This is a genomic window from Gynuella sunshinyii YC6258, from assembly GCF_000940805.1.
Lineage (GTDB): Bacteria > Pseudomonadota > Gammaproteobacteria > Pseudomonadales > Natronospirillaceae > Gynuella > Gynuella sunshinyii.
On the sequence record NZ_CP007142.1, the window covers coordinates 3,177,178 to 3,192,490 of the forward strand.

A 15,313-nucleotide genomic window follows, 5' to 3' on the forward strand; every position below is an offset into this window, starting at 1 on the left:
TCTTTTTCAGCGTTTCCCCTCGTTTTTACATAAAAACACATTTCCTTTCAAAACTGCGTTTATGGCAACTTTCGTGTTGATCTAAAACAACGTGGATATAAGTATTTCCTTATTTGAATCAATAATGTTGGTATATTCGCTCGCGTATTTTTAGTATTGCTAATGTTCGACCTGCTATAAATCAAAAGCCTCCAGGAATGGTTGGGTGCCAAGGAGATTCCTGATTTGGTAGGTAAACGATCTGGGGTAATAGATGTCCTGTTGAGTTGTCTGGAAGTTTTACTTGTTTTCAGGTGGGCCTCAGGCAAAATTGGAACCGGTTACCAGTTGAGTTATTGCGCTGGTTGATCTTTCCACATGGATCCTGGAAAACACATCAAAACAATAAAAAAAACGATGCAGATGTATATCTGTTCAGGAGGCTTATGGGCTGGGGAAAAGTCGATCATTTGCTATTGAGAAAGCCTGCAATGTGGGGGACGTGGTTCCTGTTGCTGCTGGGGGTATGGCTTTCCTGGTCGCCATTTCTGCTTTCAGCTATTAGCCTGTGGATGGCTGTGACATTCTTTTTTCAGAATACGTTAGTGCGCTCTCAAAAAAAAATCTCGGACTTGAACAGTGAAGTATTGTTTGCCTCGCTGCCAGATCCAGTCCTGTTGATTTCTGATAGTGGTGACATTGTTGCCAGCACTCCTGCGGCCAATTGTTTGTTTGATGCTGGGGATAAGAGGCTTGAGGATCATAATATTGCAAGTCTGATTGCCGAACCTTTTGTTGAAAATCACCGGTTGTATTTGCAACAGTTCTTCACATCCAAAGGCCATGTCCGCAAGCAACAGCCAGTGCGTGCGCGCACTTTTTCGGGCAAGCATTTTGATGCTGATGTGTACCTGAACTATGTTCATATTGATGATAGCCACTATGCCTTAATTGTTATTCATGATTCAACCGAGAGCCATCGTCAGCGGCATTTACTAAAATTGTCGCGTAAACAGTTTATAGATACTTTTAGCGAAGCCGCGGTTGGTCTGGCACATCTCAGTCTTGACGGTCGTTTTTTACTGGCAAATTACTGGTTGCTGAGGTTTCTTGGTTATGAGCGCAAGCAGTTGCTGGGAATGGACTTTTTTGAGATTACTCATCCTGAAGATGTGAATGAGAGTCGGCGAAAGTTTCAGCAGATGCTGTCAGGCAGTTCATACCGTTATACCCACGAAAAAAGAGTATTGCTGAAAGATGGCAGTTATGCCTGGATCAGTTTGACGGTTGCCGTGATATATCAGGATGAGGGACGACCCGATTATTTTGTTGTAGTGATTGAAGATATCAGCAAGCAAAAAGAATCTGAATATCTGTTGCGGCAGTCAGAACAAAAATTTCGAACCATTGTAGATTCTTTGTCCGATACTGTGGCGATATGGATGTTGAGTCCCGACAAGCATCAGATCCTGTACGTGAATTATGGTTACGAAAAAATCTGGGGACAGACTCGGGATGAGTTGTATGAATGTGCTGATGTTTTTGATGAGAAGATACATCCTGGTGATTATGACCGGGTAAAACGACATAAACAGCTGAAGGGTAATGGTCGTTGGGAGATTGATTATCGGGTTTTGCGAAATAAAGATGATTGTCGTTATGTTCATGAATCCGGCTTTAGTGTATATGGTGAAGATGGCAAATTGCTGTATATCGTATCTACGGTGATAGATAAAACAGATGAGGTCTTGCGGCAGGCTCAACTGGATGATTCTTTGCAAAAACTGAAAGAAGCGTACAAGGAGCTTTCGGCGTCTTCAAAAGTGGATGGCTTGACAGGAGTGCTTAATCGCAATGCGATTTATCTCGAGATTAGTAAGGAATTTAACCGTTATCGTCGTTATAAAACACCGGTTTGTCTTATTTTTATCGATGTTGATGATTTCAAAAATATTAATGATGAACATGGCCACCTGACAGGTGATCAGATGCTCGTTGCCCTGAGTCGGCAAATTAAGGCCAATATTCGTGCTACCGATGTGCTTGGGCGTTACGGCGGTGATGAGTTTATTCTGTTGTTGAGAGATACCACGCTGGAACAGGCGACGGATTTCAGTCAACGTTTTCTGGCAAATGGTATAAAACTCTGTATTCAGGATGAGCTGGAGTATGAACTGAGTCTTTCCATAGGTATTCATTCTCTGACGGATTCGGTTGCCAGTCTTGATGAATGGTTGAATATTGCCGATCAGCGTATGTACCAGGATAAGCGATCCCGAAAAGGAGGTGTCGTATAAGGTGCTGTGTAGCGGATGTTCATCATTCTGTGCTCCGTGACAGGAGTTCTTTGTTCTGCGTGTTGTCAGACTAAACAGGCAGTAAAGTATCGGTGGGTCTGAAAATACTGCTGATGTCTTAGTGGGGTTTTTCTTAAATCGAGATTTTGCCGCTAGTCTGTTGGTCGTTCCTTTCTGTTTGTTATTGCATCACCCCATTTTCAACCATTCTGGATTCTTCTTTGTCCGTTAAGTACGGCTTCTCGTTTTGAGTGATTGATACCGTAATTGCGGTTGGCTATTGCTTGGATCTACGTTAATATACTTAGAGTTCTAATTAAATAGAGAGGTTTAGTCAGCTTTTAATAAAGATTTCACTCGGTCTATTGAACAATAGCAGGGCATTCCTACATAAGGATTGTTAATTGCTGAAGCTGATGTAGCAAAAAAAAGCCGAAAAATCATATGCTAACTGTTGTTTTGGTTGCTTTTGATGTGCTTTTTGAGATTTTTCTTCATCAGTAATGATCATAGAAGTAGTGTATAAATTTGAGTTATAAACATTAGAATTCAAATAAAAGCGCATAAAGTGATGGATACTGAAATTGAATTTCGCCCCCCTAAATCAGAAGACGGCGCTCAAGTCTATGACTTGATAGATCAATGCCCGCCGTTGGATACCAATTCCCTATACTGCAACCTGCTGCAATGCAGCCACTTTTCAGACACCTCTGTGACGGCCTGGCTGGACAGTTCTTTGGTTGGCTTTATCTCGGGCTACCAGTTGCCCAACCGCGAAAATACCTTGTTTGTCTGGCAGGTTGCGGTATCTGAACAGGCCCGTGGCATGGGCGTGGCATCCGGTATGATGAAAAACATCCTCAACCGCCCTGGCTCTCCCGACTTTTCTTTTATCGAAACAACGATTACGGCAGCCAATCAGGCTTCCTGGTCATTGTTTGAGAGGCTGGCAGACAAGTTAAATGCAGATATGCATCGTTCTGTCATTTTCGACGAAAAAAAACATTTTAATGGTCAGCATGATTCGGAATTTCTGGTTCGAATAGGACCATTCAATTAACCGTTTGGCGTAATTGAATCCAATATAGTTCTGACTGAATAACCCAAAACAGGTGAGATAAATGAAGATTTTTGAAGAGATTGAATCGGAAGTACAAAGCTATGCACGTTCATTTCCACGAGTCTTTAACAAGGCACAGGGAGAGTTTCTTTTTGATGAGGATGGTAACCGGTATTTAGACTTTCTGGCCGGAGCCGGCACGCTGAATTATGGTCACAATAACCCTTTGTTTAAGCAGAAACTGTTGGAATACATTGATGCTGATGGCATTACTCATGGCCTGGATTTGCATACCAAAGCCAAGGGTGAGTTTCTTGAAACGTTTAATGAAAAAATATTGAAACCCAGGGGGTTGGATTATGTCGTGCAGTTTACCGGGCCAACCGGGACCAATGCTGTTGAAGCTGCATTAAAACTGGCTCGTAATGTGACCGGACGGGAAAACGTCATCTCCTTTACGAATGGTTTTCATGGTGTCAGTCTTGGTGCTCTGGCAACGACCGGAAATTCCCATCATCGCTGTGCCTCAGGCGTCAGCCTGAATGGTTCCAGTCGTATGCCCTATGATGGTTATCTGGGTGACGATATGGATACAACATCTTATCTGGACAAGGTGTTATCGGATTCCAGTAGTGGTATTGATAAACCCGCTGCTGTCATTGTTGAAACGGTCCAGGGTGAAGGTGGCATCAATGCCGCCAGTTTCGATTGGCTGCGTAATCTGGATAAAGTGTGTAAGAAACACGACGTTTTGTTGATCATCGATGATATTCAGGCAGGTTGTGGACGCACCGGTACTTTTTTCAGTTTTGAAGAGGCAGACATTTATCCTGACATCGTTACTTTATCGAAATCTCTGGGGGGTTACGGACTGCCATTTGCGGTGGTGTTGTTTCGTCCAGAACTGGATCAATGGAAACCGGGTGAGCACAACGGTACTTTTCGGGGCAATAATTTTGCCTTTGTGACAGCCAGAGCCGCGATTGATGAATATTGGAGTGATGATAAGTTTTCCTCGGAAATCAAGCGTAAGGGTGAATACATTGCCCGTCGCCTCAATGATATCGTGACTAAATATGGAGAAGGAAATTTCACCACTCGTGGGCGAGGCATGATGCAGGGTATAAACTGTGTTAATGGCGATATAGCCAGCAAAATCACACGTAAGTCATTTCAAAAAAATCTGATTATTGAAACCAGTGGTGCAGATGATCAGGTCGTTAAATTCCTGTGTCCTCTGATTATCAGTGATGTCAATCTGAAAAAAGGTCTGGATATTGTTGAGCAAGCAGTCAGAGAAGTGTGCGCCAGCGAGGAAAAAATTCCAGAAGAGCTGGATTATTTTGATCCCATGTATGCAATCGGCTAACGCCAGTCATGTTGCGCATTTATCAATGAGCTGATCAGCAGACATGCGTTTCTCATGCCTTCGGCATTACGTTGCCGGGGGTCCGAATTACAGTATTCAGTTAAGGAATATCAGATGATAGTCAGACAACTTCAAGAAGCGGAAAAGACCGGGCGCCGTATTATTTCTCCTGATGGAAATTGGGAAAGTACCCGGCTGCTATTGAAAGAAGACGGTATGGGATTTTCTTTTCACATTACCACGATATATCAGGGTGCTGATTTTCAGATGCATTATCAGAATCATTTGGAGTCGGTATTTTGTATATCCGGTGAAGGTGAGGTCGAAACCCTGTCCGATGGTAAAAAATATCCCATCACCAGCGGCATGATTTATATTCTTGATAAACATGACAAACATGTGTTGCGGGCGACATCAGAATTGAAGCTGGCCTGTGTGTTTAATCCTCCGTTGAATGGGACCGAAGTACACAATGCACAAGGAGCTTATGAATTGGATGCCGAACCGGTCAATGAGTAATAGGATTAAGGAGTAGATAACCTAATGATTGATGAGCAGATTTTTTTATCTGAGCAGACACAAGATATCTATCCATCCCGTTATTCCAATAGTCCCCATATGATTCCCCGTGCGGATCCGGTGGTATATGGCAGCGATTTTTCCAATGCTCCAATCCACAGGGAGCTGATTGAGCAATATCAGCAACAGGGCTTTCTGGTTCTGGATAATGTGTTCAGTGATGATGAAGTACTGATGTTCCAGCAGGAGTTGAATCGTTTGAGTCAGGATGATGCACTCAAGCAATGTGATGAAGTGATTACTGAAAAAAACAGCGGCGATGTTCGTTCTGTGTTTCGGATTCATGAATTGAGCCCGGTGTTCAGTCAGCTGGCAAGTGACTTTCGTACAATGGAACTGGCCAGGTTTTTGTTGGGCGATCAGGTGTATATTCATCAATCCAGATTGAATTACAAACCAGGTTACCGTGGGCGTGAATTCTACTGGCATTCGGACTTTGAAACCTGGCATGTAGAAGACGGAATGCCCAGAATGAGAGCTTTGAGCATGTCCATCACGCTGACAGAGAATTTTTATCATAATGGACCTTTGATGCTGATTCCCGGATCTCATCACACATTTGTCAGTTGCGTGGGTGAAACTCCGGCAGAGCATTATCGGCAGTCATTAAAGCGGCAGGAATATGGTGTCCCTGATGATCGGAGTCTTGAGCAGTTGATCGATGAAGGTGGTATTGTCAGTGCGATTGGTAAACCCGGTAGCCTGATCATTTTTGACTGTAATGTCATGCATGGGTCAAACGGCAACATTACACCGTTTCCCCGCTCAAATGTATTTATGGTATATAACGCCATGAGTAATAAGGTTGCCGAGCCGTTTTGCTCACAAAAACCCAGGCCGGAGTATATCTGTAGCCGTAAAAACATCAGGACCCTTTAAACAAAAAAAGGCATTTTACACTCATGAATTCCCATACTGTTGAAAAAATAGGCGGCACCTCTATGAGCGATTATGCCGCTGTTCGAAATAACATTGTTTTATCTCCATATCATAAGGAAAACCCTTATCAGAGAGTATTTGTGGTTTCTGCTTACGGAGGCATAACCAATCTGCTGCTTGAGCACAAAAAAACCGGACAGGCTGGTGTCTACGCTTTATTTGCCAATGGTGTCAAAGATGACAGTTGGAAAACATCATTGCAGGTGCTTAAACAGGAAATGTTTTCCATTAATGCGAAGCTGTTTGGTGATGGGACATTACTGAAGCAGGCTAACCAGTTTATTGGTTCGCGCCTGGATGAAGCGGAGCACTGTCTCGCCGATTTGCACCGACTGTGTCAGCATGGTCATTTTTCCCTTGGAGCACACCTCGCCACTGTACGTGAGATGTTGGCCAGTATTGGTGAGGCGCACAGCGCCTGGAACATGACTCAATTATTGTGTCGGGAAGGTATCAATGCCCGTTTTGTTGATTTGACGGCATGGGAAGGTAGCAAGCAAAGTGGTCTGGATGAGCAGATCTCGCAGGCGTTTGCCGATGTTGATATGGAGAGAGAGTTGCCCATTGTCACTGGCTATGCACATACGGAAAAAGGGTTGATGTCTACTTTCGACCGCGGTTACAGTGAAATGACTTTCAGTCGCATTGCGGTCATTACCCAGGCACGTGAAGCGATTATCCACAAAGAGTTTCACTTAAGCAGCGCAGACCCCAGGCTGGTGGGCGAGGACAATGTCGTGCCGATCGGGCGCACCAATTATGAAGTGGCGGACCATCTTGCCAACCTCGGGATGGAGGCGATTCATCCGCGGGCTGCCAAAGGTTTGCGACAGCATAATATTCCTCTGCGGGTAAAAAATACCTTTGAGCCGGAGCACGCAGGAACGCTGATTACCGGTGACTATGTCAGTGATAAAGCCAGAGTGGAGATCATCGCCGGATGTAGAGATGTTTATGCAATTGAGGTATTTGATCAGGATATGACTGATTTGCAGGCAAAATACGATACTGAGATTCTCGAGGTTATTCGTCGTTTCAAGGCCCGTGTCGTTACCAAGGATTCGAATGCAAATACCATTACGCATTATCTGTCTACCAACTTAAAGACGATAAAACGCATTATTCAGGTGTTGAAACAGAATTATCCTGAAGCCGAAGTCAATCAGCAGAAGGTTGCAATTGTTTCTGCCATTGGCAGCGATATGCAGGTTTCCGGCATTTTATCGAAAGCTGTTGCTGCATTGGCTGAGAATCAAATCAGTGTGCTTGCTTTACATCAATCCATGCGCCAAGTGGATATGCAGTTTATAATCAACGAAGATGATTATGCCAGGGCCATAAAAAGTCTGCATAATTGCTTAGTTGAAGTGCATAACCACGGTAGCGCAATATGTCTCGCATCTTAATTCTGCTGATCATTACGGTTTTTTCTCAGATTGCCCGGGCGGAGGATCAGCCGCCTGTCAGTCCTGAACAGCTTGAAAAAACCGTTGATCAATTGCAGGAACCGCTCTATACGCCGTTTATCGAGCGCTATGTCCTCGATGAGTTGAAACAGTTGCGAACTGATATGGCGGCACAACGGGTTGATCTGATTCAACAGGTTACCGACCGTGAAAACCGCGCTGCAGATCGGGCTCTGACATATGCAACGGACACAGTCACTTATTTTTTCTATCTGATTGCCGCGGCGAGTTCGATTCTGGTTCTGGTGGGTTGGACATCTGTGCGGGACATGAAGGAGAAAGTTCAGGCTCTGGCAGATGAAAAAATTTCTGAGTTGATCGGTGAGTATGAAGCCCGGTTGCATATGGTGGAAAGTCAATTAAATGAAGAGGCGATGCTGACCAAGCAGAACCGTGAGGAAATTGAACTGACCAAAGAAATCCAGTCTTTGTGGATGCGAGCCCAGCAGGATGGTATCCCGGCCAATAAGATTCTGGTTTACGATCAGATTCTGAGTTTGCGTCCCGATGATTGTGAAGCACTGACATACAAGGCCGATGCTGTTCTGGAATTAGGAGAACCGCAATGGGCTATCAATTTATGCCGTCAGGCTCTGATTATTGATCCTGATAACTGCCATGCATTCTATCAGCTGGCTTGCGCTCATACCGCTCGGGGCAATTATGACGATGCCATTCGGTATCTGTCTGAGGTAACGGAGCGGACCAGTAATTATCGCGAAGATATTCTGGCCGATGAAGCGTTGAAGCCTTTATGGAACCTGGACTCATTTAAGGACCTTATTGGCCTGCAAAGTAGTGCCTGACAATTCTACTGAATTGTTGGCACACTCAATCCTTGTCGTCGTTATCTCATCTTTTTCTTATGCAGAAATGTTTTTGTAGTGTTGTTTTTTCGGCGATATTGCTGGTTTCGCAGTGTTAAGTCTTTTCTGATTCTCTGTTTTGCCTGAGGCGGCAAACATGAAGCATAACAATTATCTTTGTTACCAGTTTTGTGATTGCTCATGAATTCGGAGCTGAGAGTATCTGGTTCCTGGTTTAGTATTCGGCGAAAACGTCAATGTATGACTGATTGGAGTAGGAAATATGGCACATCATAAAACCGTACTGATCACGGGAGGCAGTCGTGGTATTGGTGCGGAGACTGCACGGGTATTTGCTGCACAGGGGTACAAGGTCTGCTTCAGCTATCTGAGTAACCAGATGGCAGCGGATGCAGTAGTCGCGGAGATTAATTCTCAAGGTGGGCAGTGTATCGCTGTGCAGGCAAATGTGGCACAGGAGGCAGATATTGTCCGATTGTTTCAGACCGTCGATGAGCAGTTAGGGGCTTTATCTGTGCTGGTCAACAATGCGGCAATTCTGCAACAGCAGTGTCGTCTGGTGGATATGACTGTGGATCGTCTCCGTGCTGTATTGGAAACCAATGTTATCGGGTCTTTTCTGTGCTGCAGAGAAGCGGTCAGACGGATGTCAACTGACCACGGTGGCCAGGGTGGCGTAATTGTCAATGTGTCTTCTGGAGCGGCTAAATCCGGATCTCCCAATGAATATGTCGATTATGCCGCTTCCAAGGGAGCTATTGATACCATGACTCGTGGTCTGGCGCTGGAAGTGGCCGCTGCCGGTATTCGGGTGAACGCTGTGCGACCTGGGATGATATATACCGAAATGCATGCCTCCGGTGGAGAACCTGGGAGGGTGGATCGCCTGAAGGAACGTATTCCTTTACAACGCGGTGGCCGGCCGGAAGAAATTGCTCAGGCTATTTACTGGTTGGCATCCGATCAAACTTCATATATGACTGGTAGCTTCATCGACCTGACTGGTGGATTGTAATCGATTTGTTTTGTATTTATTGTGTAAAATTATATTGCTCACAACTTAATGGTGGATGATACTGCCACTGTTCGAAACTAGGCAGGTGCATCCAAACTCAATCTGCCAGTAGCTTGGGAGTTATTGATGAAAGCATCGAAGCAGACCGGTGAACCGCCGGTCGTTGCAGGGGAAGAGTGGCTGGCATTTGAGCATCAGCTCTGTTTTCCACTTTATGCCTCTTCCAATCTCGTCTTAAGAGCCTATGGGCCGTTGTTAAAACCATTAGGTCTTACGTATCCGCAGTATTTGATTATGTTGTTACTGTGGCAGCATCAACAGTTGTCGGTGGGCGAACTGGGGCAAAGGTTGTATCTGGATTCCGGAACTTTGACGCCATTGCTGAAACGAATGGCTGACGCTGGTCTGGTTACTCGTAATCGCAGCGAAGAGGACCAACGGCGGGTCTTGATTGATCTGACCGATAAGGGTAGAGCGCTAAAGAGTCAGGCAGTATCCGTTCCCGCGACGATGTTGTGTCGGATGGGAGGGGACATCGAATGGTTAAAACGCATTAAACAGGACCTTGGTCAGCTGATTGATATTATGGAGTCAGCGGATCGTTCAAATTAACAGGCTGTAACAACACAATAGGTGATATATGAGTGTTTATGACGTTCAGGTAAATAATATTAAGGGTGAGTCTGTATCGTTGTCTGACTACAGTGGCAAAGTGCTGTTACTGGTTAACGTGGCTTCAAAATGTGGGTTGACACCGCAGTATGAGGAATTGGAAGCACTCTATAAATCAACGGCCGATAAAGGGTTGGAGATTCTGGGTTTTCCGTGCAATCAGTTTCTTGGTCAGGAGCCAGGTACTGAAGCGGAAATCCAGGAGTTCTGCTCAGTTAATTATGGTGTGACATTCCCAATGTTTGCCAAAATTGAGGTAAATGGCGAAAACCGTCATTCCCTTTATCAGCAGTTGATTGCTGCTCAGCCAAAAGCGGTGGTAACCGAAGGTGAACAATTGAAAGCCAAGCTGGGTGAAATGAATCTGCTGCCTCAGGATGAAAGCGACATCATGTGGAATTTTGAGAAATTCCTGATTGGTAAAGACGGTGAAGTGATTGGCCGCTTCGCTCCTGATGTCAGTGTCAACGCTGCTCCTCTGAAAGAAGCCATTGATTCTGCATTATCTGCCTGATCTCTCTGAATATTGTGCCACCTACATGGTTTAGGTGGCACAATTGCCTTGCCGATTCGGCCATTCTCAGCAGAACGATTTATAAAGAAGTGAAGTCCACCTGCTGTGTAATATTGGCGGGAGTCCTCTGCATCAATATTTCCCCATGACGAACGGACAGTAATACTTCTCCCTGCCTGCGCAATGCAGAATAATCATCCTCTCCTTCAATTATGATGCAGTTGGCCGGGTTTCCAACAGTAATACCGTAGTCTTTAAGGTGCATCAGTCTGGCACCATTTTCGGTGATAAAATCGAGCGCCGTTGTGAAATCCTGATATCCCATCATCTGACAAATATGCATCCCCGCGTCCAGAACTCTCAGCATTTTACCGTTCCCGAGGGAATACCAGGGGTCAAAAATAGAGTCTTCTGCGAGGGCGACATTCATTCCGGCAGCGTGAAGCTCTTTTACCCGGGTAACTCCACGACGTTTGGGAAAAGTATCGAACCGACCCTGCAAATGGATGCTCTCAGTTGGACAGGAGACGAAATGGATGCCGGATTTCTTCAATAACCGAAACAGCTTGGAACAATATGCATTGTCATAACTGTGCATCGCTGTGGTGTGGCTGGCGGTGACACAATCGCCCATATCATTAAACAAGGCTTCGCTGGCCAGCACCTCCAAAAAACGCGATGCAGGATCATCGATTTCATCACAGTGAACGTCTACGAGTTTATGGTGCTTTTTGGCCAGTTGGATGACCCACTTCATGGACTCCTCACCCAAAGCCCGGGTGTATTCAAAATGGGGAATACCGCCTATCACATCCGCACCGATTTCCAGAGCCTGCTCCATCAGTGCCTGACCATTGGGAAACGAAAGGATGCCTTCCTGAGGGAAGGCAACAATTTGCAGATCAATTTTGTCTTTGACCTGTTCACGAATCTGGCAGAGAGTCTTGAGAGCGGTCAACTGTGGGTCTGTAGTGTCAATATGAGTGCGAATGTGCTGTATTCCCTGGCTGACCAGCAGGTTAAGTGTTTTTCCGACCCGCTCCCGGACATCCTGTTCATCGAGCTTGGATTTTCGTTCAGCCCAGCGTTCAATGCCTTCAAATAAAGTACCACTCTGATTCCATGCCGGCTGGCCTGCCGTAAGGGCTGCATCGAGATGAATATGAGGTTCGACAAATGGTGTGCAGAGCAGATTGCCTTGGGCATCATAACTGTCCGCTGCTGAAATGCTGGCAGGCTGTACAGTGATAGAACTGAATTTTCCATGATCAATCTCAACGATAAACAGTTCCGGCCGGTGGCGCAGACGGGCATTAGTGATTCTCATGGTTGTCCTCATGATTTATGAAACAATTGACACCGTAGCAAGAATCAAGCCTGGAGATTTTCAGCTTTGTCGGGCACTCAATGTGATAAGTCCAGCTCCTACAAGTGCTGCAGCACCTCCCCGATGAAAAATTTTTGCGCTGACCGGCGTACGCAAAAACCGACGGATCCGGCTGGCAAACATCGCATACAGGGCTGCATTCAAGATGGCCAAAGTGATAAAAGTTGTACCATAGCCCAACAATTGTATGGAATGGGATGCCGCTGGGTTCATAAACTGAGGGAAGAAGGCGATGAAAAAAATACTGGCTTTGGGGTTAAGAACCGTCACCAGGAATGCGTTGCTGAATAATTGCGTGCGGCTTTTGGGAGCCTCATGTGTCTGGAGATCCAGCTGATACGAGTTGTGACTGCGCCACATTTTGATGCCGAGGTAAATCAGATACATAGCGCCGGCAACTTTGAAGATCATAAACAGTGTGGCTGAGGTTGCCATGATAACTCCAAGCCCTGCCAGTGATACGGTCATGGCGATCAGGTCGCCGGCAGCCACACCTGCAATCAGGGGCAGGGCGGCATTCTGACCATAACGAATGGAATGACTGATGACGAGTAAAATAGTAGGGCCCGGAATCACCAGAATGATGGATGCTGCGATGATAAATGCCAGCCAGGTTTCAAAAGACATGTTGGCGTACCTGTAAATTGGAGAAGTCAGAATCAGTGTAATGAGAATATTTGTTGAAAGGCAAGTGTATATTCGCGATAACTGATGAAACGTTGGTGCTTGTCTTCATGGTGGTTGCGCTGCAAGTTGCAGCATACAGTCAAACCTTGCGATTGATTTGGTCGGGATCTCGAAGTGGATGGGCGGTGTCCTGATGATACCAGTCGATCAGCGCTTGTTCCGGCATAGGACGGGCATGCAGATAACCTTGTGCGACGTTGCAGCCTAATGCTTTTAGGGTCTGTAGCTGTTCTTTTGTTTCCACTCCCTCGGCGACTACCGTATGTTTCAGTATCTGGCCGATATTGATGATCGAGCCGACCAGGGCCTGATCTTCAGAGTTGGAGTCGACATCGTTAATAAAGTTTTTATCCAGCTTGATTTCATTGATCGGTAATTTCTTCAGATAACTCAGGCTTGAATATCCGGTACCAAAATCATCCACCGATAAATTGACCCCCAGCTCTCTTAACTTGCCCAGTTCCTGGCTGATGCCCGGAATATCCGTCAGCAGTACACTTTCGGTAATTTCCAGTGTCAGCATTTTGGGATTGACTCCAAATTTCTTTAAGGTGGATTCAATACTCTCAGCGAATTTGAAGCTGTAGAAATTTGCTGCGGACATATTGACGGATATTTTGCCCATATCAATATGTTGAGATTGCCATTTGGAGTACATCCTGCAGGCCGATTCAAGTACCCAGAGATCCAATCTGCAAATCATGCCGCATTCTTCAGCCAGTGGAATGAATTTTGACGGTGGGACCATTCCGAGATTAGGGTGGTGCCAGCGCAGCAGTGCTTCAACACCGTACAGGTGGCCGCTTTCAATATGAATTTGTGGTTGAAAATAGACTTCCAGTTCTTGATTTCCAATTGCTCTTTGTAAATCTGTCTCCAGTTTTAACCGTTGCAGTTTTGAATGATGCATGTCGGATTGAAAAAAGCGGAACATATTTAGGCCGTTACTTTTGGCGTGATACAAGGCAGCACTGGCATTTCGCTGTAAGGTTTCAAAATCCTCGGTTTCATTGCATGTCAGGGATATACCGATACATGCGGTAATGTTGAATTCCAGTTCGTTGATTTCGAGTGGCATCGATAACAGTTCAAGCAGTGCCTTGGCCTTCTTTTCTGCTGTAGTTTTGTTGGAGTGGGGTTGCAGAACGGCAAATTCATCTGCCCCCAGGTGAGCGGTGATCTCATTCGTTGCCAGATTTGCCGTAAGCCTCCGGGCAATTGTTTTTAGCAGTGCGTCACCAAGGCTATGACCGAGAGAGTCATTAATATTCTTGAAACGGTCAAGATTGATAAAGAAAAAAGCGACTTGAGTGGCTGAACGTTTTGCTTCCTCAATGAATATTCTTGCTTTGTCTTTTAGCAGGTAGCGATTTCCCAGACCCGTTAGCGGGTCATAAAACGCGAGCTTATGGATGCGTTTGCCTGATTGTTCATGTTCGATAGCCAGATGACAAAGATGCAGACAGGCTTTTACCATATGGCGGTGAAACTCACTTGCCCTTCGAGGCTCACGATAGTAGAGAGCGAAAGTGCCAAGTACAGAACCATCAGAGCTTTTTATCGGACTCGACCAACAAGCAGCCAGGCCGGCAGACTGAGCCAGGGTTTTATAATCAGCCCACAGCGGGTCTGTATTGATATCGGAAGCCTCGACCGGTTCGCCGTGCCATGCCGATGTTCCACAGGACCCCGCGACGGGGCCGATTGCAAGGCCCTCCAGGGCTTCGGAATAAAAATCAGGGAGGCTTGGACCGGCAGCAGGATGGATTCGGCCTTCTTTATCCACCAGCACGATACTACAGATCACATCGGGTGCGCATGATTCGACCTGATAACAGATCAGTTCAAATATGGCTGATAATGGCAAACCAACTGCAACCGCTTCTAGAGTTTCCTGTTGTAACTTCTGTATACATTCGAACTGATACTGTTGTTCGCTGGCTTGTTTTATGTAAAACGCATAGGTTTTTTGCCCGTTCCAGGGAATCATTTTTATCTGAACAGAGAAGGAATGTCCGGATTTGAGTGTTTTTCCCAGGACCTCGTTGGACTCTATCAGGTCTTCTGTCGTCAGCCTGTTTTTCAGTAGGTTGAAACGCTCGGTTGTCAGATTACAAAAAAGCTCCTGTATGCTTGTGCCGGTAAGAGGGTGTAAATCAGTGGGTAATAGGTTCTGAAAGCTGGCGTTGGATTCGATTATTTGACCGTTCTGATCAAAAATAACAATGGCAAATGGCGATTGCTGTAATCCTGTGGCAAATAATTCCATGCTGTTTTTGTTAAAATTGGTCATAGGCTCAGTATTGTTTAACCACGGCTGATGTTTATAAAAACGGGCGACCATTGGCAGGCTCGAAATGACGTCATAATTACCCAATGTACAACTCAGAATCTGGAGCATCATTGAAACCCCTTGTCCGGCTAATGCTTCAGATTAAGTCCAGCTACATGGGGTGCCATACTTCAATAGCGCGTCGTGCCCGAATACACCTTTATTATAATAGTAGTTTAAGTGTTCAGAA

The 15,313-nt window shown here is 45.5% G+C and carries 13 protein-coding genes; 10 read left to right on the forward strand and 3 right to left on the reverse strand.

Translation table 11 applies throughout. The annotated features are described in order from the left end of the window. Nucleotides 1-425 precede the first annotated feature (425 nt). From YC6258_RS13735 to YC6258_RS13780, 10 genes are all read left to right on the forward strand, one after another. Nucleotides 426-2,276, forward strand: a complete 1,851-nt coding sequence (locus YC6258_RS13735; protein ID WP_044617486.1) for a sensor domain-containing diguanylate cyclase — start codon at nucleotides 426-428, stop codon at nucleotides 2,274-2,276. Nucleotides 2,277-2,847: 571 nt separating this feature from the next. After that, entirely contained in the window at nucleotides 2,848-3,336 is a 489-nt protein-coding gene (gene ectA, locus YC6258_RS13740) for a diaminobutyrate acetyltransferase (protein ID WP_044617487.1), read from the forward strand. A 61-nt stretch (nucleotides 3,337-3,397) separates the two neighbouring features. After that, the gene (ectB, locus tag YC6258_RS13745; RefSeq protein WP_044617488.1) at nucleotides 3,398-4,705 is read left to right on the forward strand and encodes a diaminobutyrate--2-oxoglutarate transaminase; all 1,308 of its coding nucleotides are present in this window, start codon (nucleotides 3,398-3,400) and stop codon (nucleotides 4,703-4,705) included. A 114-nt stretch (nucleotides 4,706-4,819) separates the two neighbouring features. Next, nucleotides 4,820-5,224 carry an ectoine synthase gene (locus YC6258_RS13750; protein WP_044617489.1) on the forward strand — a complete coding sequence of 135 codons (405 nt, stop codon included), beginning with the start codon at nucleotides 4,820-4,822 and terminating at the stop codon, nucleotides 5,222-5,224. A 24-nt stretch (nucleotides 5,225-5,248) separates the two neighbouring features. Then, nucleotides 5,249-6,163, forward strand: coding sequence for an ectoine hydroxylase (gene thpD / locus YC6258_RS13755; protein ID WP_044617490.1), 915 nt, complete (start codon nucleotides 5,249-5,251; stop codon nucleotides 6,161-6,163). 23 nt (nucleotides 6,164-6,186) lie between these two features. After that, nucleotides 6,187-7,629 (forward strand): aspartate kinase, encoded by a 1,443-nt coding sequence (locus tag YC6258_RS13760; RefSeq protein WP_044617491.1) that lies wholly within the window; start codon nucleotides 6,187-6,189, stop codon nucleotides 7,627-7,629. Further along, nucleotides 7,614-8,495: a tetratricopeptide repeat protein gene (locus YC6258_RS13765; RefSeq protein WP_044617492.1), complete on the forward strand. Its 882-nt coding sequence runs from the start codon at nucleotides 7,614-7,616 to the stop codon at nucleotides 8,493-8,495. Before YC6258_RS13760 ends, YC6258_RS13765 begins: the two co-directional genes overlap by 16 nt. A 283-nt stretch (nucleotides 8,496-8,778) precedes the next feature. Then, nucleotides 8,779-9,531, forward strand: coding sequence for an SDR family oxidoreductase (locus tag YC6258_RS13770; protein WP_044617493.1), 753 nt, complete (start codon nucleotides 8,779-8,781; stop codon nucleotides 9,529-9,531). Between the two features lie 126 nt (nucleotides 9,532-9,657). Continuing rightward, on the forward strand, nucleotides 9,658-10,143 hold the full coding sequence (locus YC6258_RS13775; protein WP_044617494.1) for a MarR family winged helix-turn-helix transcriptional regulator: 486 nt from the start codon (nucleotides 9,658-9,660) through the stop codon (nucleotides 10,141-10,143). Nucleotides 10,144-10,171: 28 nt separating this feature from the next. After that, nucleotides 10,172-10,717 (forward strand): glutathione peroxidase, encoded by a 546-nt coding sequence (locus tag YC6258_RS13780; protein ID WP_044617495.1) that lies wholly within the window; start codon nucleotides 10,172-10,174, stop codon nucleotides 10,715-10,717. 79 nt (nucleotides 10,718-10,796) lie between these two features. Here the strand turns inward: YC6258_RS13780 and codA are convergent, their stop codons facing one another. The 3 genes from codA to YC6258_RS13795 all read right to left on the reverse strand — a co-directional run bounded on the left by codA (nucleotide 10,797) and on the right by YC6258_RS13795 (nucleotide 15,195). Continuing rightward, on the reverse strand, nucleotides 10,797-12,044 hold the full coding sequence (gene codA / locus YC6258_RS13785; protein ID WP_044617496.1) for a cytosine deaminase: 1,248 nt from the start codon (nucleotides 12,042-12,044) through the stop codon (nucleotides 10,797-10,799). 60 nt (nucleotides 12,045-12,104) lie between these two features. Next, nucleotides 12,105-12,731: a LysE family translocator gene (locus tag YC6258_RS13790; RefSeq protein WP_044617497.1), complete on the reverse strand. Its 627-nt coding sequence runs from the start codon at nucleotides 12,729-12,731 to the stop codon at nucleotides 12,105-12,107. 139 nt (nucleotides 12,732-12,870) lie between these two features. Then, nucleotides 12,871-15,195 (reverse strand): bifunctional diguanylate cyclase/phosphodiesterase, encoded by a 2,325-nt coding sequence (locus YC6258_RS13795; RefSeq protein ID WP_052830283.1) that lies wholly within the window; start codon nucleotides 15,193-15,195, stop codon nucleotides 12,871-12,873. Nucleotides 15,196-15,313: the final 118 nt, after the last annotated feature.